The following is a 26,537-nucleotide window of genomic DNA, read 5'->3' as shown; positions in this document are numbered from 1 at the left end:
CCCGTTTCGGGATGCGCCGACCATGACTGAAGATCGGCTGGTTGCGCTACGGTCGTGATCGTGACCAAACCCGCGACGCAGCGCCCCCGGCTGCCCAGCGTCGGCCGGCTCGGGTTGGTCGATCCGCAAGCGGCCGAACGCATAGCGCAGCTGGGCTGGCACGACCATGACGACCAGGCCCACGTCGACCTGCTGTGGTCGCTGTCGCGTGCGGCGGACCCCGACGCCGCCCTGCTCGCCCTGGTTCGGCTGGCGGAGAACCCGGACGCCGGGTGGCCGGAGCTCAACGCCGCACTACTCGCCGAACGTCCCCTGCGCGGTCGGCTGTTCGGCGTGCTCGGGTCCTCGCTGGCCCTCGGGGACCACCTGATCGCCCAGCCGCGGTCCTGGAAACTCTTGCGCGGCAACGTCACTCTGCCCACCCACGAGCAGCTGTGCACGAAGTTCACCCAGTGCGTCGACGAGGCGTTGGCGGATCCCGGTTCGGCGCTGGTGCGCTTGCGCACCCGGTATCGCGATCAACTGCTGGTGCTGGCCGGACTCGACCTGGCCGCCACCGTCGAGGACGAACCGGTGGTGCCGTTCACCGTGGTGGCGGCCCACCTGTCGGACCTGGCGGACGCGGCGCTCGCCGCCGCGTTGCGGGTGGCCGAGAGCAGCGTGTGCGGCGATAAAACGCCGCCGCGGCTGGCGGTCATCGCGATGGGCAAATGCGGTGCCCGCGAACTGAACTACGTCAGCGACGTCGACGTCATCTTCGTCGCCGAGCATGCCGACACCCTCACCACCCGGGTGGCCAGCGAGATGATGCGGCTGGCCTCCGAGGCGTTCTTTCAGGTCGATGCCGGGCTGCGACCGGAGGGCCGCAGCGGTGAGCTGGTTCGCACCGTCGAATCGCACATCGCCTACTACCAGCGGTGGGCGAAAACCTGGGAGTTCCAGGCGCTGCTGAAAGCGCGCGCGGCGGTGGGTGACGCCGAGCTCGGGGCGCGGTACCTGGCCGCGCTGATGCCGATGGTGTGGGTCGCCTGCGAGCGTGAGGACTTCGTGGTCGAGGTGCAGGCGATGCGCCGGCGCGTCGAGCAGCTGGTTCCCGCCGAAGTCCGCGGCCGCGAGATCAAGCTCGGCAGCGGCGGCTTGCGTGACGTCGAATTCGCCGTGCAGCTCCTGCAGTTGGTGCACGGGCGCGGCGATGAGTCGCTGCACGTGGCGTCGACGGTGGACGCGCTGGCCGCGCTGGGCCACGGCGGCTACATCGGACGCGAGGACGCGGCGAACCTCACCGCCTCGTATGAGTTCCTCCGCCTGCTCGAGCACCGGTTGCAGCTGCAGCGGCTCAAGCGCACCCATCTGCTGCCCGAACCCGACGACGAGGAGGCGGTGCGCTGGCTGGCGCGGGCCGCCCATATCCGGCCCGACGGTCGCCACGATGCGGCCGGGGTGCTGCGCGAGGAGCTGCGGCACCAGAACCTGCGGGTGTCGCAGCTGCACGCCAAGCTCTTCTACCAACCGCTGCTGGAATCGATCGGCCCGGCCGGCCTGGAGATCGCGCACGGCATGACCTCCGAGGCCGCCGAGCGTCAGCTGGCCGCCCTCGGGTACGAGGGCCCGCAAACCGCGCTGAAGCACATGTCGGCGCTGGTCAACCAGAGCGGCCGGCGCGGCCGGGTGCAGTCGGTGCTGCTGCCCAGGCTGCTGAACTGGATGTCGTACACGCCCGACCCCGACGCCGGGCTGCTGGCCTACCGGCGACTGTCCGAGGCGCTGTCCGGGGAAAGCTGGTATTTGGCCACGCTGCGCGACCAGCCCGCCGTGGCCCGGCGGCTCATGCACGTGCTGGGCACCTCGGCGTACGTGCCGGACCTGCTGATGCGCGCGCCGCGGGTCATCCAGGATTACGGCGACGGGCCGACCGCCCCGCGACTGCTGGAGGCCGATCCCGCCGCGGTGGCCCGCGCGCTGGTCGCCTCGGCCGCGCGCTACTCCGACCCGGTGCGGGCGATCGCCGGGGCACGCACCCTGCGGCGTCGCGAGCTGGCCCGGGTGGCGTCGGCGGACCTGCTCGGCATGCTCGAGGTGGTCGACGTCTGCAAGGCGCTGACCTCGGTGTGGGTGGCGGTGCTGCAGGCCGCGCTGGACGCGATGATGCGGGCCAACCTCCCGGGGGACGTGCCGGCGCCGGCAGCCCTGGCCGTCATCGGCATGGGCAGGCTGGGTGGCGCCGAACTCGGCTACGGATCCGACGCCGACGTGATGTTCGTCTGCGAGCCGGCGCCCGGTGTCGAGGATTCGGTGGCCGTTCGCTGGGCGACGACGGTCGCCGAGCAGGTCCGCACGCTGCTGGGGACTCCCAGCGTCGACCCGCCGCTGGAGGTCGACGCCAACCTGCGGCCCGAGGGCCGCAACGGCCCGCTGGTGCGCACCCTGGCTTCCTACGCCGCCTACTACGAGCAGTGGGCGCAGCCGTGGGAGATCCAGGCGCTGCTGCGCGCCCACGCGGTCGCCGGGGACGCCGAGCTGGGGCAGCGGTTCCTGCTGATGGCCGACAAGACGCGCTATCCACCCGGTGGGATGTCGTCGGACGCGATGCGCGAGATCCGCCGTATCAAAGCCCGCGTGGAGGCCGAGCGGTTGCCCCGCGGCGCCGACCCGAACACGCACACCAAGCTGGGCCGCGGGGGACTGGCCGACATCGAATGGACCGTGCAGCTGCTGCAGCTGCGGCACGCCCACGAGATCCCCGCGCTGCACACCACGTCGACGCTGGAATGCCTGGATGCGATCGCCGCGGCCGAGCTGGTCGCGGTGGACGAGGTGGACCTGTTGCGGCAGGCCTGGCTGACCGCCACCCGGGCCCGCAACGCGCTGGTGCTGGTCCGCGGTAAGCCCACCGACCAGCTGCCGGGTCCCGGACGCCAGCTGAACGCGGTCGCGGTGGCCGCGGGCTGGCCGACCGACGAGGGCGGCGAATTCCTGGATAACTATTTGCGGGTGACACGACGCGCAAAAGCCGTCGTGCGCAAGGTGTTTGGAAGTTGAGTCAGGAGGCCGGCGCGTTGGACGCCATATTCGAGGTGCTCAGCGCGACGGAAGCCGATCGCGTCACCGCACTCTATGCCCCGTTGGCCGATGCGGTCCGGGAGCTCGTCGATGCGACCATCCGGACCGAGGTCGACGACGACGTCGTCGCCGAAGCGCGATCGGCGATCGAGGCCGTCACCGCGTCGTTGCGGCAACGGGCCCGCCCGATCGGGGTGAGCTACCGCGTCAACGGCCGCCCGCTGCCGTTGGGCAACGCCGCGATCGGCGTGTGCAACCCCTTCGCCCCGCCGATCGTCGTGCAGCACGAGGGCGACGGGCGCTGCTGGAGCGAGTTCGTCCTCGGCTCGGCCTACGAGGGTCCGCCCAAACTGGTGCACGGCGGCGTCAGCGCCCTGGTGCTCGACCACATGCTCGGCGAGGCGGCCAGCGAGGGGTTGTCGAAGGCGCGGTTCACCGGAACCATCACCGTGAGATATCTGCGCGGCACTCCGCTGGGGCCGCTTCGCTGCGAGGCGTGGGTCGACGGCAAGGAGGGGCGCAAAGCCTTTGCGCGCGGAACCATTTCGGATTCCGAAGGCGTCACCGTCGAGGCCGACGGCGTCTTCATCGCGCCGGCCTGGGCGGCGGAGGAACAGTGAAGTTCTACATCAGCAGCGCCTTCGGAAACACCCGGGAGATCATCGAGCTCGCCAAGGCGGCCGACGAACTCGGCTACGACGGGATCGGCATCCCGGACCACGTCGTCAACCTGGAGACGCTGGACACCCCGTACCCGTACACCAAGGATGGGGAACGACGCTGGCAGCCCTTCACCGACTGGCCCGATCCCTGGGTGCTCGTCGGCGCTCTCGCCCAGGTCACCACCCGGTTGCGGTTCGTCAACACCGTCTACATTCCCGCGATGCGCAACCCCTACTCGGCGGCGAAAGCCATTGGTACCGCGGCGGTTTTGGCGGCGGGCCGGGTGGAGCTGGGCATCGGCGTGGGCTGGTGCCGCGAGGAATTCGCGTTGATGGGCGAGCGATTCGAGGCCCGCGGCAAACGCACCGACGAAATGATCGAGCTGATGCGGGGGCTGTGGTCGCCGGGCTGGACGGAGTTCGAGGGCGAGTTCTATTCCGCGCCGCGGCTGGAGATGCAGCCCACCCCGCCGCCGATCCCGGTGTACGTCGGGGGGCTCAGCGACATCGCGCTGCGCCGCGCCGCCCGCAACGACGGCTGGATCGGCGATTTGATCAACACCGAGCGGGCCCTCGACGCGGTGGGCCGGCTGCGGGAGATGCGGATTGAAAACGGTTTATCCGCAGACGATTTCACCGTTCTCACGCCGCTGACCGACGCGTTCACCACCGCCGACTATCAACGCGCCGAGGCCGGCGGCATCCACGGCGTCATCACGATGCCGTGGATGTTCTACACCGGGCCCGACGCCGGCCTGGACGACAAGATCGATGGCATGCAGCGCTTCCGTAAGGATCTCGCGCTCGACGGATAGACGCCACGGGCTTGTGGCCGGTCGGTTTTCTGACTCGGCAGAGCTAGGCTGCCGGTGTGAATCTGGAGAAGGTGGTTTTTGGTTTCTTTGTGATGCTGGCGGCGACCTTGAACTTCGGCTTCTTCGTCGGTGACGTCGGGGACCCCACGCTGCACAACTCGTGGGAGCTCTTCCTTGCTCTTGTCGTCGCTCTGATCACCACGGTCCTGAAGTTCGGTGACCGTACCCAGCTGGGTGCGGTCCACCTCTCGGCCAGCCTCGTCGCGCTGCTCCAGCTTGTTGCCGCCGCGGCGATGTGGGTGTTCGCCACCCAGGTGTCGGTCGCCGGACTGGACCGGCATGCGACCGCGAGCGTGGTGTCCCTGTCGGGCGGGGCGCTGCTCGCCAACATCGTGTCCGTCACCCTGCTGGTGATCGAGACGGCGTCATTCCGGCGCCGGTAGTCGATGTCGAACTTGCTGTACCTGTTTCCGTTCCGGAGCCGACGGCGGGTGAAACCGCGGCGCAAGCCGATCAGCGTTCCGACGGCGGTGCCGACCACCGACGTGATCTTCCTCTTCCTGCGCCGAATGCGAGCGCCGCTGATCGTCGTGATCACGATTTTCAGCATCTGTACCGCCGGGCTGATGTTCATGCCGGGTGTCGACGCGCATGGAAACCCATACCGGTTGACCGTCTTCGATGCCTTCTACCAGATGACCATCACGTTGACGACGGTTGGCTACAGCGAGCTGCCCGGCGCCTTCAGCTACCCGCAGCGGATGTGGCTGTCGCTGTCCATTTACTTGGTCGTCGTCAGCTGGGCCTACGCCATCGGGGTCTTCTTCTCCGTGATCCAGGACGTCGCTTTCCGGGACGCGATCGCGGCCCAGCGGTTCCGTCGCCGCGTCCGGCGGATGGTTGAGCCCTTCTTCGTCGTCGCCGGTTATGGGGATGCCGGCCGGGCCGTCGGCTGCGAGCTGGACGAACAGCGGCGCCGGTTCGTCGTCATCGACAAGCAGGAGGCCAGGGTCCAGTCGGTGATATCCGAGCAGCTGAGTTTTGACGTCCCCGCGGTCGAGGGTGACTGCGCCATACCGGCGATGCTGGGCGCGGCCGGGCTGGCGCATCGCGACTGCGAGGGTGTTCTCGCGCTGACCAACGACGACGACGCAAACCTCGCCGTCGTGATGACGGTATCGCTGCTGCGGCCCGAAGTGCCCGTCCTCGCCCGCTGCAACGACCACCGAATCCAGGCTCGGATGGAGCATTTCTCCCCGACCGCGGTTATCAACCCCGACGATCGGTTCGGCGACTACCTCGCGCTGTCGATCCACCGGCCGGTCAATCATCAGCTGCTGCGCTGGCTGATGGACAACGACCAAGCAGAGTTGCCACCGGTGCGCGGCGGCCTCGCCGCCGGCCGTTGGGTCGTGTGCGCCGAGGCCGATTTCGGGCACGATCTCGTCGGTGATCTCGCTGCCATCGGGGTCACCGTGGACCTCACCGACCCGGCCGACGGCGAACCGGACGTCTCCCGTGCCGCCGGTTTTGTCGCGGGCAGCCGCAACGACACCGCCAACATCGCCATGGCCGAGCGGGCTCGGGTGGCAAACCCCGACGTCTACCTCGTCGTCCGCCAGCAGACGAGCGCTAACAAGGCCCTGCTCGACGCCTTGCAGATCGACTCGGTGTACATCGCGACCGAACTCGTCGCCCGTGAGGTGCTCGCCCGGATTCTCACCCCGGTGTTTTGGAGCTTCGTTGAACATGCCTTCGGGCGCGACGAGCGGTGGGCCACCGACGTGCTTGAGCACGTGCGGGATCGCTGCGGCCGGCGCACACCCGAGCGCGCCGCCGTCGCCCTCTCCGCTGCGGAGGCCCCGGCCATCGCGGACTGGTTACGGCGCGGGCACACCCTGACAATAGGAGACCTCATGCGCCGGCCCGATGACCGCGACGCCGGGCTGCCGCTGGCCGCGCTGGTCCTCGTCCGTGATGGCGAGCCGCGGTTCATGCCGGCCTCGGACACCACCCTCGCCCTCGACGACCAGGTGCTCCTCGTCGGTAAGCCTGACGGGTTGTCCCAGGCGCAAGAAATCTGCCACTATCCGGCCACCGTGGAGTACCTGGCCACCGGCCACGACGTCGCCTTGACGTGGGTGTGGGGGTGGCTCACCTCTCGGCGTCGCACCCGCACAACCTGAGCGGGATTTCAACAGCTCACAGCCGGATCGAAGCTACGGCGTACCCACCGCGTGCCGACCGACGAGACCTGTTTAGACGTCGTAGTAGAGCGCGAATTCGTAAGGGTGCGGCCGGATCTGGACCGGCAGGATCTCGTTCTCGCGCTTGAAGCTGATCCACGTCTCGATCAGGTCCGGCGTGAAAACGCCGCCCTCGGTGAGGTATTCGTGGTCTTCTTCCAGCCGGTCGATCACCGCGGACAGCTGCGTGGGTGCCTGCGGGATGTTGGCGGCCTCCTCGGGCGGCAGCTCGTAGAGGTCCTTGTCGACGGGCGCCTGCGGCTCGATCTTGTTCTTGATGCCGTCCAGGCCGGCCATCAGCATGGCCGAGAACGCCAGGTAGGGGTTGCCCGAGGAGTCGGGGCAACGGAATTCGAGCCGCTTGGCCTTCGGGTTGGTGCCGGTGATCGGGATCCGCACACAGGCCGAGCGGTTGCGCTGGCTGTAGACCAGGTTGATCGGGGCCTCATAGCCGGGCACCAGACGCTTGTAGGAGTTCACCGTGGGGTTGGTGAACGCCAGCAGTGACGGCGCGTGGTGCAGCAGGCCGCCAATGTAGTGGCGGGCGGTGTCCGACAGGCCGGCGTAGCCCGTCTCGTCGTACATCAGCGGGGTGCCGTCCTTCCACAGCGACTGGTGGCAGTGCATGCCGGAGCCGTTGTCACCGAACAGCGGCTTGGGCATGAACGTGACGGTCTTGCCGTTGGCCCACGCGGTGTTCTTGACGATGTACTTGTAGAGCATCATGTCGTCGGCCGCGTGCAGCAGGGTGTTGAACTTGTAGTTGATCTCGGCCTGGCCGCCGGTGCCCACCTCGTGGTGGCCCTTCTCCAGGCTGAAGCCGGCCTTGATCAGGTTGGACAGCATCTGGTCGCGCAGGTCGACGTAGTGGTCGACGGGGGCGACGGGGAAGTAGCCACCCTTGGGGCGGACCTTGTAGCCCCGGTTGGGGCTGCCGTCGAGCTCGTTGGGCGAGCCGGTGTTCCACCACCCCGAAATCGCGTCGACCTCGTAGAACGAGCCGTTAGTGCGCGAATCGAAGCTCACCGAGTCGAAGATGTAGAACTCGGCCTCGGCGCCGAAGTACGCGGTGTCGGCTACCCCGGTGCTGATCAGATAGTTCTCGGCCTTACGGGCGATATTGCGCGGGTCGCGCGAGTACGGCTCGAGGGTGAAGGGGTCGTGCACGAAGAAGTTCAGGTTCAGCGTCCTGGCTTCGCGGAAAAGATCGATCTGCGCCGTCGTCGGGTCGGGCAGGAGCAACATGTCGGATTCATGAATGGACTGGAATCCGCGAATCGACGAGCCGTCGAAGGCTATGCCATCCTCAAAAATGCTCTCGTCGAAAAACGAAATCGGAATTGTGAAGTGCTGCATGATGCCGGGCAGATCACAGAACCGGACGTCGACAAATTCGACGTTTTCGTCCTTGGCGAGTTTGAAGACGTCGTCGGGCGTCGTTTCCGTCACAGAATGCTCCTTTACTTTGTGAGATCCGCGGCCTGACGCTAGGGAGCAGATGTTGCCCGTCAGTCAACCCGATGTTGCGCGCACGTTACGTGACCATGCCACACGCAAAAAGTGGCCGCTTCGGCGGCGGGTTCTATTGTGGGGCCATGGATCGCAAGATCGTATCTTTTCCGGTGACCGAGCGCACCGTTAGCCCGCCCTATCGGACCCGGCCGGCGGGGCATTCGGCGCCCGGTCCGTGGCGATGATGCCGGAATCGCGATCCGCATATCCCGGCGAAAAGCTGGGATTGCCCCAAAGCGGCCCCGGCTCGTTGGCGCCAATGGGACGCCGGCTGGGCGCGCTGATGATCGACTGGCTGATCTCCTATGGCCTGGCGGCGCTGGCCATGCGGTTCGGCCTGTACTCCCAACCGGCGTTGTCCACGGCGGTGCTGGTGATCTGGTTCGTGCTGGGCGTGGTCTCGGTGCGATTGTTCGGCTTCACGCCCGGGCAGCTGGCGCTGCGTCTGCGGGTGGTGACGGTGGACGGGCGCGGGCCGGTCGGCACGGGCCGCGCGGTGGTGCGCGGCCTGCTCGTCGGGACGGTCGTCCCGGCGTTGTTCACCGACTGGGACGGCCGCGGGCTGCAGGACCGGCTGACCGCGACGGCCGTGGTACGGCGCTGAATCCGATGCCGGCGACCCGCTGGCGCTACTTGCGGCGCACCGTGCGCTGCACACCGCGCATCTTGCCGGCGTTGGGCAGCGGCCCCTTGGGCATGACGGCGGCCCCGGCCCGCGTCCCCAGCGCGGCCAGCCGCGACTCCAGCGTGTCCATCTGCTTGACGGTGATGTTGGCCGGCAGGCGGGTGAGATGGCGCTCCAGCTTGGCCAGGGGCACCTCATCGTCGCCGTTGCCGACGATGATGTCGTAGATCGGCACTTCCCCGATCAGGCGGGCGGTGCGCTTCTTCTCCTGCGCCAGCAGCGGGCGCACCCGGGTGGCCGACCCCTCACCGACCAGGATCACGCCGGGCCGGCCGATGACCCGGTGCACGGCGTCGAAGTGGCCGGTCGCGGCCACCCCCGGCGTCACCCGCCACTTACCGCGCAGGTTGTCCAATGCCCATGCCGCCGCCCCGGTTTGGCCCTCGGCCTTGCGGTAGACGGACTTCTGGGCGCGGCGCCCGAAGACGATGAAGGCGACCAGCGCGCCCAGCACCACGCCGAGCGGGATCAAGGTGATCATCGTCAGCCCGCCGCTCCACAGGCCGACGCCCACCGAGATGCCCACGATCAGCACGAAGGCGCCGATCATGTACGGCAGCAGGCGCTTGTCCTCCTGGCGCTGGAGATTGAACGCCTGCCACAACTGGGTGCGGCGCTCCCGCGCGGCGGCCTTGCGGGCAGCCTGCGCCTGCGCTCTGGCGACCTTGTTCTCAGCGGCAGTGCGGGATTTAGCCATAGTCAAAGAATACGTAGGGCCGCGGTGACTACCGCGCCGCGGCATCCCGGGCGCGGGCAGCGGCGGCTTGCTGGTAGAGCCGTCCCGCACGATACGACGAGCGCACCAGCGGTCCGGCCATCACCCCGGAGAAGCCGAGCTGCTCGGCGTGCTGCGCGAACTCGACGAATTCCTCCGGCTTCACCCAGCGCTCGACCGGGTGGTGACGTGCCGACGGGCGCAGGTACTGCGTGATGGTGATGAGCTCGCAGCCGGCGCTACGCAGGTCCGCCAGGGCGGTGCGCACCTCGTCGGGGGTTTCGCCCAGGCCGAGGATGAGGTTGCTCTTGGTGACCAGCCCGAAGTCGCGCGCCGCGGTGAGCACGTCCAGGCTGCGCTGGTAGGTGAAGGCGGGCCGGATGCGCTTGAAGATGCGTGGCACGGTTTCGACGTTGTGCGCCAACACTTCCGGGCGTGACTCGAACACCTCGGCAAGCCGGTCGGGCTCGCCGTTGAAGTCGGGGATCAACAGCTCGACACCGGTCGACGGGTTGAGCTCCTTGATGGCGCGCACCGTCTCCGCGTACAGCCAGGCGCCGCCGTCGGGCAGGTCGTCGCGGGCCACCCCGGTGACCGTGGCGTAGCGCAGCCCCATCGTGTGCACACTGTCGGCCACCCGCCGGGGCTCGTCGCGGTCCAGCATCGTGGGCTTTCCGGTGCCGATCTGGCAGAAGTCGCACCGGCGGGTGCACTGGTCGCCGCCGATCAGGAAGGTGGCCTCGCGGTCCTCCCAGCATTCGAAGATGTTGGGGCAGCCGGCCTCCTCGCAGACCGTGTGCAGCCCCTCGCGCCGGACCAGGCTCTTGAGCTTGGTGTATTCGGGCCCCATCCGGGCCTGCACCTTGATCCACGGCGGCTTGCGCTCGATCGGGGTCTCGGCATTGCGCACTTCCACGCGCAGCAGCTTGCGTCCCTCGGGTGCGACAGTCACATCGCTGATGTTACGCGCGCGACGGGGTGCTCGGCCCGGCGACGATGCCCGCCGGAACGGCGGGATCGGGAGCCTGGCAAGTCATTCGAACCGGCAGGATCCCGTCCAAGGCATCGCAGACGGCGTCGGCGACGGTGGTCCGAATGTCGTCCGTGCTCACAGGGCGGCGCAGCTCAGCCGACAACGACGTCACCCCGGCGTCGTTGATGCCGCACGGCACGATGGCGCTGAAGGCGTTGAGATCACAATCACAGTTGAGCGCGAACCCGTGCAGGGTGGTCGCGCGCGACACCCGCACGCCGATGGCCGCGACCTTGCGGTCGGGTCGGCCGTCGGTGCCCGGGACCCACACCCCGGACCGGCCCTGGACTCGGATCGTGTCCAGGCCCAGATCGGCGCAGACCTTGATCAGCGCTTCCTCCAGCCGCCGCACGTAGTTGACCACGTCGAGCGGTTCGACCAGGCCGATGATCGGATACCCGACCAGCTGGCCGGGACCGTGCCAGGTGATCTTGCCGCCGCGGTCGGTGTCTATGACATCTGCGTCGCCCGCGCCCCTTACCGGCCGCTCGTGCGGCTCGGTGCGTCGACCCGCGGTGAACACCGCCGGGTGCTCCAGCAACAGCAACGTGTCCCTGCCCCCGGCCACCCGGGCGTCGGCCAGGTCGCGCTGCTGCTGCCAGGCCAGGCGGTAGTCGACGGTTCCGAGCTGGCGGACATCGATCAAGGACCGGCTCGACCGGATGGAATCGATCACGTTCGCGACGGTACTCGACCTGCGAGCGCCGGGCCCAATCCGGTGCTGCGGTCGCCACGGGCCCGATGGTGGCGACCCGCTGCGCCCGGCTGCGCCGCGCTGGCGATCGCCACGGGCCCGATGGTGGCGACCCGCTGCGCCCGGCTGCGCCGCGCTGGCGATCGCCACGGGCCCGATGGTGGCGACCCGCTGCGCCCGGCTGCGCCGCGCTGGCGATCGCCACAGTCCCGAGGGTGGCGATCGCCACTAGTCGTGCTCGCGCCGGGCGGTGGCGTAGCCGAGCGCCTCGCCAATGGTGTTGTGGTGGAACACAAAACCGGCCCGCTCCAGCGCCGACGGGATGGCGCGCTGCCCCGTCAGCAGTCCTTGGTCGGCGAACTCCCCCAGCGCGGCCCGGACGGCGAAAGCGGGCAGCATCAACGGCGTCGGGCGGTTGACCGCGCGCCCGAACGCGGTGGTGAATTCGGCGTTGGTCACCGGCGCGGGCCCGGTCATGTTCACCGGGCCGGACAGCGCGGGGTTCGAAATCGCGAACAGCAGCGCTCGCACTTCGTCTTCCAGCGTGATCCACGACATGTATTGCCGCCCACTGCCCAGCCGCGCCCCGAGGCCCGTCCGGAACAGCGGCCGCATCCGCCCCAAGGCACCACCCGCGGGGGAGAGCACCAGTCCGGTGCGGGCCAGCACCACCCGGGCGCCGCCGTATTGGGCCGGCAGCGTGGCGGCTTCCCAGTCTTCACACAGCCGGGCCAGGAAACCGCTTCCGGCACGGTCGTTTTCGTCGACCACGCGGTCTTTGGTGTTTCCGTAGAAGCCCACCGCGCTGGCATTGATCAGGGTTCCCACGCCGGCGTCGGCGACCGCGTGCGCCAGGACTTCGGTGGGGGCGATGCGGCTGTCCCGCAGGCACTGCTTGAAGGCGCCCGACCACCGGTGCTGGCCGATGTTGACACCGCACAGGTTGATGACGGCGTCGACGTCGTTCAGCGTGTCGGGATCGAGATCGCCGGTCTCGGGATTCCAGTGCACCTCGTCGCCGTTCGCCGGTGCCCGGCGCACAATGCGCAGCACCCGATGATCGGCGGCACGCAGAGCCGCGGCGAGGGCGGATCCGATCAGGCCGGACGACCCCGCGATCGCGACGACAGACTTCTGACCAGAGCGAGCCACCTTTGCCGTCCTTCTCAGAGCCCGAGGTCGGCCTCGAACGCTCCCTCTTCGAGCCGGTGCTTGATGGTGGTCAGGAAGCGCCCGGCGTCCGCGCCATCGATGAGCCGGTGGTCATAGGTCAGCGGGAGGTAGCAAATCGAGCGGACACCGATCGATTCGTTGCCGAACTCGTCGACGATCACCCGGGGGCGTTTGACGATCGCGCCGGTGCCCAGCATGGCGGCCTGCGGCGGAACCAGGATCGGGGTGTCAAACAGCGCGCCCTGGCTGCCGATGTTGGTGATCGTGAAGGTGCCGCCGGACAGCTCGTCGGGCCTCAGGTTGCCCGACCGGGCGCGCGCGGCGATGTCGGCGATCGCCCTGGCCAGCCCGGCCAGCGACAGGTCGCCGGCGTTATGCACGACGGGGGAGAGCAGGCCCTGTTCGGTGTCGACCGCGATGCCGAGGTGCTCTGCGTCGTAGTAGGTGATCTCCTTGGTTTCCTCGTTGTAGCTCGCGTTCACGTTCGGGTGGATCTTGAGGGCGTCGATCACCGCCCGGGCGATGAACGGCAAGAAGGTCAGGTTCACGCCTTCCCGCTCGGCGAACGCCGCCTTGGCCCTGGCCCGCAACCCGACCAGCTTCGTCATGTCGACCTCGTGGGTCTGGGTGAGTTGGGCTGTGGCCTGCAGGGATTCGCGAGTCTTGTTGGCCGTGATCTGGCGGATCCGGCTGGCCCGCTGGGTGGTGCCCCGCAGGTTCGCCAGCGCCGGCGCCGGGGTGGGCGCGGGAGCCGCCTTGCGGCCCTCGGCGGCCGCGGGGGTCGGCGCGGCCGGGGGGGCCTTGTCGGCCTGCTGCTTGCGCTCGGCGGCGGCCAGCACGTCTTGCTTGCGGATGCGACCGCCCACCCCGGTGCCGGTGACCGAGGTCAGGTCAATGTTGTTCTCGGCGGCCAGTTTTCGCACCAGCGGCGTGACATAGGGCGTCCCGTCGGTGCTCGTGTCTGCCGCCTGGGTCGGCGCCGGTTGAGGTTGCGGCTCCGGTTGAGCCTTCGGCTGCGGTGCCAGGGTCGGGGTGGGTTCGGGCTTCGGCTGCGGCGCCGGTTCGGGTTTGGGTTCGGCTTTGGGCGCCGGCGGTGGCTGGGGGGCGGCCGGGGCGGGGGCGGCAGCCTCGGAACCGCTGCCGATGCGGGCCAACTCGCCGCCGACGGGCACGGTGGCGTCTTCCTCGGCGGTGATGCTGATCAGCACACCGGCCACCGGCGACGGGATCTCGGTGTCGACCTTGTCGGTGGACACCTCGACCAGCGCGTCGTCGACCTGGACCGAATCGCCGACCTTCTTGAGCCAGCGGGTCACCGTGCCCTCGGTGACCGACTCGCCGAGTTCGGGCATCACCACCGGGGTCGCGTCACCGCCACCGGAGCTCCGCTGGGCGGGCTGCGGCGCCGGCTGGGCCGCGGCGGGGGGCTGCGGCGCCGGCTCGGGCTGCGCCTGGGGCTGGGGCTGGGCGGGGGGCGCGGCCTGTGCCTGCGGCTCGGGCTCGCTGGGCGCCTGCGATCCGCCGCCCTCCGCAGCGTCGCCGATGACGGCCAGCTCGCCGCCCACCTCGACGGTGTCATCTTCCCGGGCGACGATCTTGGTCAGCACCCCCGCGGCCGGCGACGGGATTTCGGTGTCGACCTTGTCGGTCGACACCTCGACGAGCGGCTCGTCGAGTTCAACCGTGTCACCCTCCTGCTTGAGCCAGCGGGTGACCGTCCCCTCGGTGACGCTCTCACCGAGTGCCGGCATCTGGACGGAGAAGGCCATCGTTTTTGACTCCTCGATCGCTCGTGGGTCGGGGCGGGTGGTTCAGCGCGCTTTGCGGAAGGCGAAGCAGCAATCCAAAACTATCCTGTCACTGCGGCTTCGTCGGCACACATCCAGGGCAGATACCGCGCGCTGGCCGGGTGACCCCGATCACGCTTGCTACGGTGTGGCCACTGCAGCCAGAGCGGGGAGGTCCGATGCCGCCATCACAACAGTTACCCCAGCATTTCGTCGACAGCGCGGACGGCGCGCGCATCGCGGTCTATGAGGAGGGCAACCCGGAGGGCCCCGCGGTGGTGCTGGTGCACGGCTTTCCCGACTCCCACGTGCTGTGGGACGGGGTCGTTCCGCTGCTGGCCGAGCGGTTCCGGATCATCCGCTACGACAACCGCGGCGTCGGTGAGTCCTCGGTGCCCAAGCCGGTGTCGGCCTACAGCATGGACCGCTTCGCCGACGACTTCGCCGCGGTGACCGGCGAGCTGTGCCCGGGCCGGCCCGTGCACGTGCTGGCCCACGACTGGGGCTCGGTGGGCGTGTGGCACTATCTCAAGCGCCCCGGGGCCGACGACCGGGTCGCCACGTTCACATCGGTGTCCGGACCCAGTCAAGACCAGCTGGTCGACTATATCTTCAGCGGCCTGCGGGCACCCTGGCGTCCCCGCACCTTCGTCCGGGCGATCAGCCAGGCGCTGCGGTTCACCTACATGCTGCTGTTCTCGATCCCGGTGCTCGCCCCGTTGTTCCTGCGGCTGACCCTGTCGATCCCGGCGCTGCGGCGCAACGCGGTCGACAACATTCCGGTAGAGCAGATCCATCATTCCGACAAGCTCGCGAGAGACGCCGCCCAGTCGGTGAAAACCTATCCCGCCAACTACTTTCGCTCATTCTCCGGGCGCAAGCAGGGCGTCGCGGTCATCGACGTGCCGGTGCAGCTGATCGTGAACACCAAAGACAAGTATGTGCGGCCGTACGGCTACGACCACACCCCGCGGTTCGTGCCGCGGCTGTGGCGCCGCGACATCGCGGCCGGTCATTTCTCGCCGATGTCGCACCCGCAGGTGATGGCGGCGGCGGTGCACGACTTCGCCGACCTGGCCGAGGGCAAAGCGCCCAGCCGCGCGCTGCTGCGCGCGCAAGTGGGACGCCCCCGCGGGTCGTTCGGCGACACCCTGGTGTCGGTCACCGGCGCCGGCAGTGGGATCGGCCGCGAGACCGCGTTCGCGTTCGCGCGGGAAGGCGCCGAGCTGGTCATCAGCGATATCGACGAAGCGGCCGTCAAGGCCACCGCCGCCGAGATCGCCACCCGGGGCGGCGTCGCCCACGCCTATGTGCTCGACGTGTCGGATGCGCAGGCGGTGGAGGCGTTCGCCGAGCGGGTCAGCGCCGAGCACGGCGTGCCCGACATCGTCGTCAACAACGCCGGCATCGGGCAGGCGGGGGGATTCCTGGACACCCCGGCCGAGCAGTTCGACCGGGTGCTCGACGTCAACCTGGGCGGTGTGGTGAACGGATGCCGGTCGTTCGGGCGGCGGCTGGTGGAGCGCGGGGCCGGCGGCTACATCGTCAACGTGTCGTCGATGGCCGCCTACGCCCCGCTGCAGTCGCTGAACGCCTACTGCACGTCCAAGGCGGCGAGCTACATGTTCTCGGACTGCCTGCGTGCCGAACTCGACGCCGCCGGCGTGGGGCTGACCACGATCTGCCCCGGCGTCATCGACACGAACATCATCAACACCACCAGATTCGACGTGCCCGCGGGCAAGCAAGGCGACGCCGTCGACGGCCGCCGCGGGCAGCTGGGCAAGATGTTCGCGCTCCGGCGCTACGGTCCCGACAAGGTCGCCGACGCGATCCTGTCATCGGTCAAGAAGAAGAAACCGATTCGCCCGGTCGCGCCGGAAGCCTATGCGCTGTACGGACTTTCGCGTCTGGCACCCCAGGGATTGCGTAACGCCGCGCGGATGCGGGTGATCTGAGGCGGGCTAGGCGCCCGGCGCCGCCGACCCGCGGCGCCCCGTCAGCAACGTCGCGCCGATCGCGATGATCCCGAGGACGGCCAGCGGGATGGCCCATGCCCGCCGGCCACCCACCGAGGACTGGCACAGTGCGACATAGTCGGTGTGCGGAACGATCTGGTTGAGGATCGGGATGTTCGCCACGCTGCTGTTGTTCGCGCTTCTGGCCGCGGACAGATCGGTCGCCACCGCGTTCCCGCACCCGATCGAGTGACCATTGCCGTCCGACACCGACACCGGCGCCAGCAGACCGATGACCCCGGCCAGTAACAGCACGGCGCCCACGCCGATGATCAACCGCCGTGCCGTCATGTTTTCGCCTTTCGCCGCCGGGATTTCGACCGCTAGGGAGATTAGCCGCGGCACACTGCCGGTAAACGCAGACGGATACAGCGCCCGGTTCGCGGGTATCCCGCCCCGGTAGCCGAGCGGGAAAGGACCTGTGGTGATCACTGCGACGCGCGGGCCGCCGACGGGGTCACCGGCTGGCCGCGCCGCAAGGTGCGGCAGGCCGTGTTTTCGTTGCTGACAAAGTAGTTCGCGCGCATCGTCGGACGCAGAACGTAACTAGCCTTTTTCGGCGATGTCTTCCAGCACCGCGAACATGGTGCGGGTCGGTACGCCGGTGGCGCCCTTGGGCGAGTATCCCCACGGGCTGCCGGTGTTGTAGGCCGGGCCGGCCACGTCGATGTGCGCCCAGCTCACGCCGTCCGCGACGAACTCGCGCAGGAACACCCCCGCGACCAGCATGCCGGCGAAGCGCTGCCCGCTGATGTTCGACAGGTCGGCCACCGTGGACTTCAGGTCTTCCTTGAGTTCGTCGGGTAGCGGCATCGGCCAACCGTTCTCGCCGACCCGCTGCGAGATCGCGGCGACCCGGTCGCGGAAGTCGTCGGTGCCCATCACCCCCGGAATCCGGCTGCCCAGCGCCACCGTCTGCGCGCCGGTCAGCGTGGACGTCTCGATCAGGTAATCCGGGTTGTCCTCGCACGCGCGGACGATGGCGTCGGCCAGGATGAGCCGGCCCTCGGCGTCGGTGTTCTGCACCTCGACGGTGATGCCGCCGTATTGCGTCAGCACGTCGCCGGGGCGCTGCGCCGTCGCCGACGGCATGTTCTCGGCCATCGGCACGGTGGCGATCACGTCGATCGGCAACTTCAGCTGCGCGGCCAGTGCGACGGTCGCGATCACCGCGGCGGCCCCACCCATGTCCGAGGTCATGTGATGCATGGACGCCGCCGGCTTGATCGAGATGCCGCCGGTGTCGAACGTGACGCCCTTGCCGACCAGGGCCACCCGCTTGGCCTGCTTGGATCTCTTGGCCAGCTTCGAACCCCGGTGGGTCAACCGCACCAGCCGCGGCGGACGCGACGAGCCCTGGCCGACGCCGATGATCCCGCCGTAGCCGGCCTTCTGCAGCGCCTTGTCGTCGAGCACCTCGACCTCGAGGCCCACGGACTCACCCAAAGCCCTTGCGCGCGTGGCGAATTCATTGGGGAACAGGTGGCTCGGCGGGGTGTTGACGAGGTCGCGGGCGGTGGCGACCGCGGTCGCGACGGCCGCGCCGTGCGCGGCGTCCTTCTTGGCGTCCTTCGCGGTCGCGAGGACCGTGATCTTGTCCAGCCCTTTGTCTTTGGGTGCCGTCTTGGCGCTGCGGAAGTCGGTGAAGCGGTAGCTGCCCAGGATCAGGCCCTCGACGGCCGCGGAGGCGACGTCCTCACCGGGCAGCTCGGCCAGGGAGGTGATCACGCCCTCGGTGGTGCCGAGCGAGCGCGCCGCCACCCCGGCGGCGCGACGGATCGTGTCGGCCGGCCACTCGGGTCGCGGCTTGCCCAGACCGATCGTCAGCACGCTGGACACCGGCAGCGACGGCACCACCAGCCGGTGCACCTGGTCGACGCCGCCGGTGGCCTCCAGCGCGCGCAGGCCGGCTTCGATCTCGGCGATCGCATCCGAGGACAGGAACGGTTCGGCCGACACGACGGCAGCGCCGGGCTTGTCGTCGTCGCCGGTCGAGACGACGGGCACGATCAGCACGGTGGACGCCGCGGCGCGCCGGGGCAGCGAGGAGGCGACACTGACAGCGGGGGTGGCGTAACCGGGTTGTGTGCTCATCCGCATCACCCTAACGGGCCACGGGTCGCGGCTGATTAGGGTGAAGAGCCGTGAGCAACGAAGCCGATCTTCTGCACGGACCGTTAGAAGACCGTCACCGCGACTTGGGTGCCAGTTTCGCCGAGTTCGGCGGCTGGCTGATGCCGGTGTCGTATGCGGGCACGGTCAGCGAACATAACGCGACGCGCAACGCGGTCGGCCTGTTCGACGTCAGCCACCTGGGCAAGGCGCTGGTCCGCGGGCCGGGGGCGGCGCGGTTCGTCAACTCCGCGTTCACCAACGACCTGAACCGCATCGGGCCGGGCAAGGCGCAATACACCCTGTGCTGCACCGAATCCGGTGGCGTCGTCGACGACCTGATCGCCTACTACGTCGACGACGACGAGGTCTTTCTGGTGCCCAACGCCGCCAACACCGCCGCCGTCGTCGCGGCGCTGCAGGCCTTCCAGACCAGCGATGCCCCGTCCGGGCTGAGCATCACCAACCTGCATCGCTCCTATGCGGTGCTGGCCGTGCAGGGCCCGCGATCGGCCGACGTGCTCGGCGAGCTGGGCCTGCCCACCGACATGGATTACATGGCCTACGCCGACACCGAGTTCGCGCAAGTGCCGGTGCGGGTCTGCCGCACCGGCTACACCGGCGAGCACGGCTACGAACTGCTGCCGCCGTGGGAATCCGCCGGTGTGGTGTTCGACGCCCTGGCCGCGGCGGTCAGCGCGGCCGGCGGCGAGCCGGCCGGACTGGGCGCCCGCGACACGCTGCGCACCGAGATGGGCTATCCGTTGCACGGCCACGAACTGTCGCTCGACATTTCCCCGCTGCAGGCCCGCTGCGGCTGGGCTATCGGCTGGAAGAAGGATTCGTTCTTCGGCCGCGACGCCCTGTTGGCCGAGAAGGAGGCGGGCCCGCGGCGACTGCTGCGCGGGCTGCGGATGCTCGGCCGCGGCGTGCTGCGCGCGGGGCAGACGGTGCTCGCCGGCGACACCCCGGTCGGCGTGACCACCTCGGGCACCTTCTCCCCGACGCTGCAGGCCGGCATCGCGCTGGCGCTGATCGACACCGACGCCGGAGTCGAGGACGGCCAGGAAATCACCGTCGACGTCCGCGGTCGTCCCGCCGCCTGCGAAGTCGTGCGCCCGCCCTTCGTCTCAGTGAAAACCCGCTAGCCGCGCCGCTCGCGCGGGCGAAATCCGATTCGGCAGGCGGATATACAATCAGCGCATGACCAGTGGCTCCCTCGAGTTCACGGTTTCGCGCTCGACAAATCCGGCGACCGACACCGAACGCGAAACCATCCTGGCCGAGCCGGGTTTCGGCAGATACTTCACCGACCACATGGTGTCGGTCGATTACGACGAGACCGCCGCGGGTCAGGGCTGGCACGACGCGCGCGTCATCCCGTACGGCCCGATCGAGCTCGACCCGTCGGCGATCGTGCTGCACTACGCGCAGGAAATCTTCGAAGGGCTCAAGGCTTACCGCTGGGCCGACGGCTCCATCGTGTCGTTTCGCGCCGAGGCCAATGCCGCGCGGTTGCAGTCGTCCGCGCGGCGGCTGGCGATTCCGGAACTGCCCGAAGAGCTGTTCATGGAATCGCTGCGCCAGCTCATCGCGGTCGACAACGCGTGGGTCCCGGCCGCCGGCGGGGAAGAGGCGCTGTATCTGCGCCCGTTCGTCATCGCCACCGAGCCCGGACTGGGTGTGCGGCCCTCCAAGCGGTACCGCTACCTGCTGATCGCCTCCCCGGCCGGGGCGTATTTCAAGGGCGGCATCAGCCCCGTCACGGTCTGGGTGTCGACGGAGTACGTGCGGGCCAGCCCCGGCGGCACCGGCGCGGCGAAGTTCGGCGGCAACTACGCGGCCTCGCTGTCCGCCCAGGCCGAAGCCGCGGCCAACGATTGCGACCAGGTGGTGTGGCTGGACGCCGTCGAGCGACGCTTCGTCGAAGAGATGGGCGGGATGAACATTTTCTTCGTGTTCGGCAGCGGGGGATCGGCGCGGCTGGTCACCCCGGAGCTGTCCGGCTCGCTGCTGCCCGGGATCACGCGGAATTCCTTGCTGCAGTTGGCTATTGATGCCGGGTTCTCCGTCGAGGAACGCAAGATCGACATCGGCGAGTGGCAGAAGAAGGCCGCCGCCGGCGAGATCACCGAGGTGTTCGCCTGCGGCACCGCCGCGGTCATCACGCCGGTCTCGCACGTGAAGTACGGAGACAGCGAGTTCACCATCGCCGATGGCCAACCCGGCGAAGTGACGATGGCGTTGCGCGACACGCTGACCGGGATCCAGCGGGGCACCTTCGCCGACACCCACGGCTGGATGGCCCGGCTGGGCTGAGCGCGTCTTTGTCGTCAACGTGACGCTGCAGTCACGGTGGTCGGCGAACGTGACTGCACAGTCACGTTCGAGGCGCGCTAGAACCGAATTCGAGTCACGTTCGAGGCGCGCTAGAACCGAGCCAGACCCGCGAGCGCCACCGCACACACCGTCGTCGTCAGCTCGATCGCGGCGCCCAGCACGTCGCCGGTGATGCCGCCGAACCGACGCGCACAGTGCCGCACCAGCACCGCGCCACAACCCAGTCCCAGCAGCACGGCCACCGGACCCTGCCACGGCCGCGGGCCGGCGCCCAGCGAAATGCCGAGCAACACCACGACCCAGGCCGTCACCACCGCCGTCGGCTGACTTCCGGCGACCGCGGCGCCCAGGGCGCTGCCCTCGGCCGCGGGTACCGAGCGGCGAGCGGCCAGCACCGCGGCGACCCGGCCGGCGAAGACCGCCACGGCAATCCCGACGACGCCGTGCACCGCGGACCCCGCCGCCCCCGCGCCCAGCGCCGAGAACGCCAGCGCCTGCAGCATCACCACCACGACGACGGCGGCGACCCCGAACGGCCCGGTCGATCCCTGCCGCATCACCGCCAGCGCCCGCTGCCGCGAGCCGTAGCAGCCCAGGCCGTCGGCGGTATCGGCGACACCGTCGACGTGCAGGCCGCGCGTCACCAGCAGCAGCGCCGTGACCGCGAGCAGCCCGGGCAGCGGGCTGCACCGGCCGAGGGCCAGCTCCCCACCCCAGGTCACGGCCGCGGCCAACGCCCCCAGGGCGGCGCCCACCACTGGCAGCGCCGTCATGGCGCCGCGGCCCATCGGTGCGGTCCGGGTGCCCGGGACGGGCAGTACCGTCCCGAATGCGAAAGCCGTTGCCAGCGAACGGATCACAACGGGGGAAGGGGTTGGTCGGTGCGGTGGGACACGCCGGCCTGGGTGAAGGTCGCCATCGACGACAGGGCCGCCACCGCGGCACGCAGGACCGGCAGCGCCAACGCCGCTCCGGTTCCCTCACCCAGCCGCATGCGCAGGTCGAGAATCGGCTCCAAATCCAGCGCCGTCAGCGCCAGCCCATGACCCGGCTCGGTGGACCGGTGACCCGCCTGCCACCACATCCGGGCACCGGGAGCCAGGTGCTCAGCCACCAGCGCCGCCGCCGTCACCGCCATGCCGTCGAGCAGCAGCGGCGTGCGCCGGACCGCGGACTGCGCGCAAAAACCCGCCATCGCGGCCAGATCCGCGCCGCCGGCGCAGCGAAGCAGTGCGACCGGATCGGGCAGCACCTGCCGCGCGCGAAACAGGGCGTCGCGCACCGCGGCGGTCTTGCGTCCCCACCCGGCGTCATCGATCCCGGTCCCGAAGCCCACCACCACGACCGGCTCTGCATTCGTCAACGCCGCCACCAAAACCGCTGCGGCCGTGGTATTTCCGATGCCCATGTCGCCGGCGATCAGCAGGTCGGCGCCGGCATCGACCTCCTCGTCGGCGATGGCCGCGCCGGCGGCGAGCGCCCGCGCGGTCTCCTCGTCGCTCAACGCGTCCCCCACGGTGATGTCGCCGCTCCCGCGCCGCACCTTGTGGGCGCCGATCCGGTCGGTCAGCGGGTCGGCGTCGACGGCCAGATCCGCGACGCGCACGCCCGCCCCGGCGATGCCGGCCAGCGCGTTGATCGCGGCCCCGCCGGCGGCGAAGTTGGCGACCATCTGAGCGGTCACCTCCGGCGGGTAAGCCGACACCCCCGACCGGGCGACGCCGTGGTCACCGGCGAACACCACCACCCGGGCGCGCTCGAATTGTCGCGGCGGGCATTGCCCCTGGCACGACGCGATCCACACCGACAGGTCCTCGAGGCGGCCCAGCGCGCCCCGCGGCTTGGTGAGGGTGTCCTGGCGGGCGCGGGCGGCGGCCGCGACGCCCGCATCGGGCGGGGACACGGGGGCGAAATCCATCAGGCCCCCGACGGCTTGATCGGCACCGCCTGCCCGGCCACCACCAGCACCACCCGATCACACAACCGGGCCAGGCGCTGGTTGAGGCCGCCGAGCTCGTCGGCGAACCGGCGCCCGGAGGCGGTGGCCGGCACGACGGTCAACCCGACTTCCGGGCTGACGAGCACCAGCGTCGAGGTGAAGTCACCGACCGCGGCCAGCACGTCCTCAACCGGAGCCGCCACCGAGCCGCCCTCCCACGCGTTGTCGCGGTCCATGGCGCCGGTCAGCCAGGTGCCGAGATCGTCGACCAATGTGGGGGTGTCCGGGGATCGGCGCAATTGGGTTGCGATGTCTTCGGTTTCGATCGTCGACCAGTGCGCGGGCCGACGGTGGCGATGCGCGGCGACCCGATGCGCCCAGGCCGCGTCGTCGTGACCGGCCGGCCCGGGGGCCAGGTAATGAACCGGCCGGCCCGCCGGCAAGCCCGCGGCGATGGTTTTCTCCGCCCACCGTGACTTGCCCGACCTGATCCCGCCGAGCACCAGGGTGCGCACCGGCGTCAGCGGGCTTTCAGGCGAGAGCTATTCGACACTGGCGCCATGCTTGACCTGGGGCCGCGGCGCCCGCAGCCGCCGCATCTGGGAGGCCCGGCCGGCGGCGTAAAGTCCTAGTTTCCAACGGCTTTCGGTGTTCTTCGGGAACTTCGCGTCGACCAGCTTGCTGACTTTGCGGCCCAGGATGAGGCCGTCGACGCTCATCACGGCCATCAGCGCCAGCATCGCCGGAGACACCCAGAGCTGCAGCTGGGGGACGCCGAACATGGCAAACATCAAGAACAGGGTCGACGGCATGAACAGGCCCAGCAGATTGCGCCGGGAGTCCACCACATCGCGCACGTAGCGCCGGATGGGGCCCTGGTCGCGCGGCAGCAGGTAGCCATCTTCGCCGGCCATCATGCGCGACCGGCGATCCGACATGCGCGCGCGGTTGGCGGTCTTGTCGGCGCGGCGCTCCTCGCGGCTGAGCTTGGGGCCGGCCAGCGATTTGCGCCGGGCCCGCGCCTCGGAGGAGGTCATCGGTGCGGGTGCGATGGGGCCCTTCTTCGCGGTCCGCCGGGCCTCGTTGCGTTTGGGCGTGGGGCGGCCCTTGGGTCCGGTCCGGCGCATTGTGGCGTCCGCAGCAACATCGGATGCGGCCGACGCAGCCATGCTTTCGTCGAGGTCCTGGTCCTGGCCTTTCCTACGGCCCAACAGCTTCACAGTGGCCAGGTTACTTCGCGGATGTCCCGCGCCGGAATTCGCCTGGAATGCCTTGCTATTAGACCTGCGTTAGTAGCGCACTGGCCCTAGTCTTACACGTGATGAACGGCTGCCTTTGATGGACGGACGGGTCGATGGCCTCGGATGATGCTGCCCCCGGCCTGGCACCCGGCCGCCTTCAGCTACCGGCGATGCAAGTTCTGGTGGCCCCGGACTGCTACGCCGACAGCATGTCGGCCCTCGAGGCCTCCGCCGCCATCGCGACCGGTTGGACCCGGTCGCGCCCGGGGGACCGGTTCATCGTCGCGCCCCAGTCCGACGGTGGGCCCGGCTTCGTCGAGGTGCTGGCCAGCCGGCTGGGGGAGACGCGGCGACTGCGGGTGTCGGGGCCGCTAAAAGCCATGGTGGAAGCCGAATGGGTCTTCGACCGCGGTTCGGCGACCGCGTACCTGGAGTGCGCCCAGGCCTGTGGCCTGGCCCTGATCGGCGGTCCACCCACCCCGGAGACCGCCATGGCGTCTCACAGCAAGGGCGTGGGGCAGCTGATCGCCGAGGCGCTTCGGGTGGGGGCGACGCGGATCGTCGTCGGACTGGGCGGCAGTGCGTGCACCGACGGCGGGCAGGGCATGATCGCCGAGTTGGGCGGCCTGGACACCGCGCGCCGCCAACTGGGCAACGTGGAGCTGATCGCCGCCTCCGACACCGAATACCCCCTGTTGGGTCCGTGGGGAGCGGCCCGGGTGTTCGGGCCGCAGAAGGGCGCCGACACGGCCACCGTCGCGGCACTGGAGGTTCGGCTGCAGGCGTGGGCGCTCATCTTGGAAGCGGTCGCCGGACGCGACGTGAGCGCCGAGCCGGGCGCGGGGGCCGCCGGCGGCATCGGCGCCGGGCTGCTGGCGCTGGGCGGGCGGTGTGAGTCCGGAGCAGCGATCATCGCCGAACACACCCGGCTGTCCGACGACCTTGACACGGCGGAGTTGATCGTCACCGGTGAGGGCCGGTTCGACGAGCAATCCCTGCATGGCAAGGTGGTGGGCTTTCTGGCCGACGCGGCCCGACCCCGGGGGATCCCGGTGGTGGTGCTGGCCGGACAGGTCGATTTGGACAACGCGACGGTGCGTTCGTCGGGCATCATGGCCGCGTTATCCATTGCCGAGCACGCCGGATCGGTGCGGCTGGCGCAGGCCGACGCGGCCAATCAGCTGATGGGTCTCGCATCTGTGGTGGCGGCGCGACTCGGGAATAGCGGGCCCGCAAGGTACCGTTAACAGTGTGGACTTTCCGGCAGTCCCGGCCCCTTGGCGCAAGTCGGCGGTATCGGGGCTTGATCGGGCCCACCAACAATGAGCCATGTAGGAGAAGCAATGACGGTGCAAAACGAGTCGAACACCAAGACCCACAGCGTGATGTTGACTGAGGCCGCCGCCACCAAGGCAAAGTCGCTGCTGGACCAAGAGGGACGCGACGACCTGGCCCTGCGCATCGCGGTCCAGCCGGGTGGCTGCGCTGGGCTGCGCTACAACCTCTTCTTCGACGACCGGGTCCTGGATGGTGACCTGATCGCGGAGTTCGGGGGCGTGAGCCTCAGGGTGGACCGGATGAGCGCGCCCTACGTCGAAGGCGCGTCCATCGACTTCGTGGACTCCATCGAAAAGCAGGGTTTCACCATCGACAACCCCAACGCCGGCGGGTCTTGCGCCTGCGGCGACTCGTTCAACTGATTTCACCGCGAGACGGCAACTGGCGACGCATTCCCCGAGTAGGGCCGTCGGCAGTTGCAGTCTCGCGGAACGAGAAGCTCAGTACGAGCCCCCGGTGCGCAGCACGTACGAGCACACCATGATCTGGCCGCGCTGGAAAAGCAGCTGTGCGATGCCCTGCAGCTGCCCGCGCATCGGCCCCCCGCTCACCGGCGACACCCGCATGGTGAACAACGCCTGAGCCTGGTATTGCGACAGGTACACGATCTTGTCGATCGAGGTGAGTTCGACCTCGGAGAACTGTTTGCGGAATGCGTCGCTGCTGAGCTTCGCCAACGCCTGGTCGGCTCGCTTGTCCTGGACGGCGTCATAGAGGCCGCATAGCGCGTTGCGGGCGATCTCGTTGATGTCGCGGTGCTCGAGGGCGTCCAGGTACCCCTGAATCGCCGTCTTCGCCGCGCCCTCGGAGAACGTCGTGCCGGTATTGGCCCCGTTGGTGCGCACCCCGTAGACGATGGCCACGGTCATCACCGCGACAAGCACAATGGCCAGCGCGACGCCGACGATCAGCCGCCGCTTGGATCGTGGCGGCGGGTACGGCGCCGGTGGCGGCCCGGCATAATTGGCCGAAGGGGGTCCCGCCTGGGGAGCTGGGGTGAAGCCCAGGCCGCCGGCGTTGCGGTCGTCGGGGAACTCGAGTGGCTGGGATCCGCCTGGGGGCTCATGTCCGCTCGGTCCGCCGCTGCCGACAGCGTGGTTCGGCGAGTGCGGGCCTGCCATCGTGGTTCTCCTACGGTGGTAGACGGGACTGCAAGCGGGTTGTGGC

24 protein-coding genes are annotated in these 26,537 nt (G+C 69.4%); 11 read left to right on the top strand and 13 right to left on the bottom strand.

The features are described from left to right. Nucleotides 1–54 precede the first annotated feature (54 nt). The 5 genes from EPN51_RS02860 to EPN51_RS02840 are packed head-to-tail and all read left to right on the top strand — an operon-like array spanning nucleotide 55 to nucleotide 6,723. Nucleotides 55–3,039 carry a bifunctional [glutamine synthetase] adenylyltransferase/[glutamine synthetase]-adenylyl-L-tyrosine phosphorylase gene (locus tag EPN51_RS02860; protein ID WP_293036159.1) on the top strand — a complete coding sequence of 995 codons (2,985 nt, stop codon included), beginning with the start codon at nucleotides 55–57 and terminating at the stop codon, nucleotides 3,037–3,039. After that, on the top strand, nucleotides 3,036–3,680 hold the full coding sequence (locus EPN51_RS02855) for a PaaI family thioesterase (RefSeq protein ID WP_293036156.1): 645 nt from the start codon (nucleotides 3,036–3,038) through the stop codon (nucleotides 3,678–3,680). Before EPN51_RS02860 ends, EPN51_RS02855 begins: the two co-directional genes overlap by 4 nt. Next, nucleotides 3,677–4,537, top strand: coding sequence for a TIGR03619 family F420-dependent LLM class oxidoreductase (locus EPN51_RS02850; RefSeq protein WP_293036154.1), 861 nt, complete (start codon nucleotides 3,677–3,679; stop codon nucleotides 4,535–4,537). The genes EPN51_RS02855 and EPN51_RS02850 overlap by 4 nt, the downstream gene beginning before the upstream one ends. A gap of 56 nt (nucleotides 4,538–4,593) precedes the next feature. Beyond that, the gene (locus EPN51_RS02845) at nucleotides 4,594–4,980 is read left to right on the top strand and encodes a DUF6394 family protein (RefSeq protein ID WP_293036151.1); all 387 of its coding nucleotides are present in this window, start codon (nucleotides 4,594–4,596) and stop codon (nucleotides 4,978–4,980) included. A 3-nt stretch (nucleotides 4,981–4,983) separates the two neighbouring features. Further along, entirely contained in the window at nucleotides 4,984–6,723 is a 1,740-nt protein-coding gene (locus tag EPN51_RS02840) for a potassium channel protein (RefSeq protein WP_293036148.1), read from the top strand. 72 nt (nucleotides 6,724–6,795) lie between these two features. Here EPN51_RS02840 and glnA read toward each other — a convergent pair whose 3' ends face one another. Continuing rightward, nucleotides 6,796–8,232: a type I glutamate--ammonia ligase gene (glnA, locus tag EPN51_RS02835; RefSeq protein ID WP_293036145.1), complete on the bottom strand. Its 1,437-nt coding sequence runs from the start codon at nucleotides 8,230–8,232 to the stop codon at nucleotides 6,796–6,798. Nucleotides 8,233–8,476: 244 nt separating this feature from the next. Here glnA and EPN51_RS02830 point away from each other — a divergent pair, with 244 nt between their 5' ends. Next, the gene (locus tag EPN51_RS02830; RefSeq protein ID WP_293036283.1) at nucleotides 8,477–8,899 is read left to right on the top strand and encodes an RDD family protein; all 423 of its coding nucleotides are present in this window, start codon (nucleotides 8,477–8,479) and stop codon (nucleotides 8,897–8,899) included. Between the two features lie 25 nt (nucleotides 8,900–8,924). Here EPN51_RS02830 and EPN51_RS02825 read toward each other — a convergent pair whose 3' ends face one another. From EPN51_RS02825 to sucB, 5 genes are all read right to left on the bottom strand, one after another. Then, complete coding sequence (locus tag EPN51_RS02825; protein ID WP_293036142.1) at nucleotides 8,925–9,677, bottom strand: DUF4191 domain-containing protein; 753 nt, start codon at nucleotides 9,675–9,677, stop codon at nucleotides 8,925–8,927. Nucleotides 9,678–9,705: 28 nt separating this feature from the next. Then, complete coding sequence (gene lipA, locus EPN51_RS02820) at nucleotides 9,706–10,647, bottom strand: lipoyl synthase (protein ID WP_293036139.1); 942 nt, start codon at nucleotides 10,645–10,647, stop codon at nucleotides 9,706–9,708. A 10-nt stretch (nucleotides 10,648–10,657) separates the two neighbouring features. After that, nucleotides 10,658–11,404 carry a lipoyl(octanoyl) transferase LipB gene (gene lipB, locus EPN51_RS02815; RefSeq protein WP_293036137.1) on the bottom strand — a complete coding sequence of 249 codons (747 nt, stop codon included), beginning with the start codon at nucleotides 11,402–11,404 and terminating at the stop codon, nucleotides 10,658–10,660. A 246-nt stretch (nucleotides 11,405–11,650) separates the two neighbouring features. Then, nucleotides 11,651–12,574 (bottom strand): TIGR01777 family oxidoreductase, encoded by a 924-nt coding sequence (locus tag EPN51_RS02810; RefSeq protein WP_293036134.1) that lies wholly within the window; start codon nucleotides 12,572–12,574, stop codon nucleotides 11,651–11,653. A gap of 14 nt (nucleotides 12,575–12,588) precedes the next feature. Next, a complete protein-coding gene (gene sucB / locus EPN51_RS02805) occupies nucleotides 12,589–14,364 on the bottom strand; it encodes a 2-oxoglutarate dehydrogenase, E2 component, dihydrolipoamide succinyltransferase (protein ID WP_293036131.1) in 1,776 nt (591 codons plus the stop codon). A 197-nt stretch (nucleotides 14,365–14,561) separates the two neighbouring features. On the opposite strand from sucB, the gene EPN51_RS02800 reads away from it, so the two are divergent. Next, complete coding sequence (locus EPN51_RS02800; RefSeq protein WP_293036128.1) at nucleotides 14,562–16,340, top strand: SDR family oxidoreductase; 1,779 nt, start codon at nucleotides 14,562–14,564, stop codon at nucleotides 16,338–16,340. Nucleotides 16,341–16,346: 6 nt separating this feature from the next. Here EPN51_RS02800 and EPN51_RS02795 read toward each other — a convergent pair whose 3' ends face one another. Further along, nucleotides 16,347–16,691 (bottom strand): aminopeptidase, encoded by a 345-nt coding sequence (locus EPN51_RS02795; RefSeq protein ID WP_293036126.1) that lies wholly within the window; start codon nucleotides 16,689–16,691, stop codon nucleotides 16,347–16,349. Between the two features lie 255 nt (nucleotides 16,692–16,946). Continuing rightward, nucleotides 16,947–18,494, bottom strand: coding sequence for a leucyl aminopeptidase (locus EPN51_RS02790; RefSeq protein WP_293036124.1), 1,548 nt, complete (start codon nucleotides 18,492–18,494; stop codon nucleotides 16,947–16,949). A gap of 50 nt (nucleotides 18,495–18,544) precedes the next feature. On the opposite strand from EPN51_RS02790, the gene gcvT reads away from it, so the two are divergent. Together gcvT and EPN51_RS02780 are read left to right on the top strand one after the other, a co-directional pair. Beyond that, nucleotides 18,545–19,660 carry a glycine cleavage system aminomethyltransferase GcvT gene (gene gcvT / locus EPN51_RS02785; RefSeq protein WP_293036121.1) on the top strand — a complete coding sequence of 372 codons (1,116 nt, stop codon included), beginning with the start codon at nucleotides 18,545–18,547 and terminating at the stop codon, nucleotides 19,658–19,660. A gap of 55 nt (nucleotides 19,661–19,715) precedes the next feature. Then, nucleotides 19,716–20,831, top strand: a complete 1,116-nt coding sequence (locus EPN51_RS02780) for a branched-chain amino acid aminotransferase (RefSeq protein WP_293036118.1) — start codon at nucleotides 19,716–19,718, stop codon at nucleotides 20,829–20,831. Between the two features lie 110 nt (nucleotides 20,832–20,941). Here EPN51_RS02780 and EPN51_RS02775 read toward each other — a convergent pair whose 3' ends face one another. Genes EPN51_RS02775 through EPN51_RS02760 form a run of 4 tightly spaced genes read right to left on the bottom strand, consistent with a single transcriptional unit; the run spans nucleotide 20,942 to nucleotide 23,960 of the window. Then, nucleotides 20,942–21,712, bottom strand: coding sequence for an adenosylcobinamide-GDP ribazoletransferase (locus EPN51_RS02775; RefSeq protein WP_293036115.1), 771 nt, complete (start codon nucleotides 21,710–21,712; stop codon nucleotides 20,942–20,944). Beyond that, complete coding sequence (gene cobT, locus EPN51_RS02770) at nucleotides 21,709–22,773, bottom strand: nicotinate-nucleotide--dimethylbenzimidazole phosphoribosyltransferase (protein ID WP_293036280.1); 1,065 nt, start codon at nucleotides 22,771–22,773, stop codon at nucleotides 21,709–21,711. Before cobT ends, EPN51_RS02775 begins: the two co-directional genes overlap by 4 nt. After that, nucleotides 22,770–23,306 (bottom strand): bifunctional adenosylcobinamide kinase/adenosylcobinamide-phosphate guanylyltransferase, encoded by a 537-nt coding sequence (locus EPN51_RS02765; protein WP_293036112.1) that lies wholly within the window; start codon nucleotides 23,304–23,306, stop codon nucleotides 22,770–22,772. Before EPN51_RS02765 ends, cobT begins: the two co-directional genes overlap by 4 nt. Nucleotides 23,307–23,333: 27 nt before the next feature. Continuing rightward, complete coding sequence (locus EPN51_RS02760) at nucleotides 23,334–23,960, bottom strand: DUF3043 domain-containing protein (RefSeq protein WP_293036277.1); 627 nt, start codon at nucleotides 23,958–23,960, stop codon at nucleotides 23,334–23,336. Between the two features lie 242 nt (nucleotides 23,961–24,202). Between EPN51_RS02760 and EPN51_RS02755 the strand changes: the two genes are divergently transcribed. Together EPN51_RS02755 and EPN51_RS02750 are read left to right on the top strand one after the other, a co-directional pair. Next, nucleotides 24,203–25,279 carry a glycerate kinase gene (locus EPN51_RS02755; protein WP_293036275.1) on the top strand — a complete coding sequence of 359 codons (1,077 nt, stop codon included), beginning with the start codon at nucleotides 24,203–24,205 and terminating at the stop codon, nucleotides 25,277–25,279. A gap of 96 nt (nucleotides 25,280–25,375) precedes the next feature. Then, the gene (locus tag EPN51_RS02750) at nucleotides 25,376–25,732 is read left to right on the top strand and encodes an iron-sulfur cluster assembly accessory protein (protein WP_293036109.1); all 357 of its coding nucleotides are present in this window, start codon (nucleotides 25,376–25,378) and stop codon (nucleotides 25,730–25,732) included. 78 nt (nucleotides 25,733–25,810) lie between these two features. Here EPN51_RS02750 and EPN51_RS02745 read toward each other — a convergent pair whose 3' ends face one another. Then, nucleotides 25,811–26,491 (bottom strand): hypothetical protein, encoded by a 681-nt coding sequence (locus EPN51_RS02745; RefSeq protein WP_293036106.1) that lies wholly within the window; start codon nucleotides 26,489–26,491, stop codon nucleotides 25,811–25,813. Nucleotides 26,492–26,537: the final 46 nt, after the last annotated feature.

Origin of the sequence: Mycobacterium sp. (genome assembly GCF_004298145.1) — a bacterium.
GTDB lineage: Bacteria > Actinomycetota > Actinomycetes > Mycobacteriales > Mycobacteriaceae > Mycobacterium.
The sequence above is the reverse complement of the archived record's forward strand: the minus strand, read 5'-3'. Positions and strand labels throughout refer to the sequence as shown.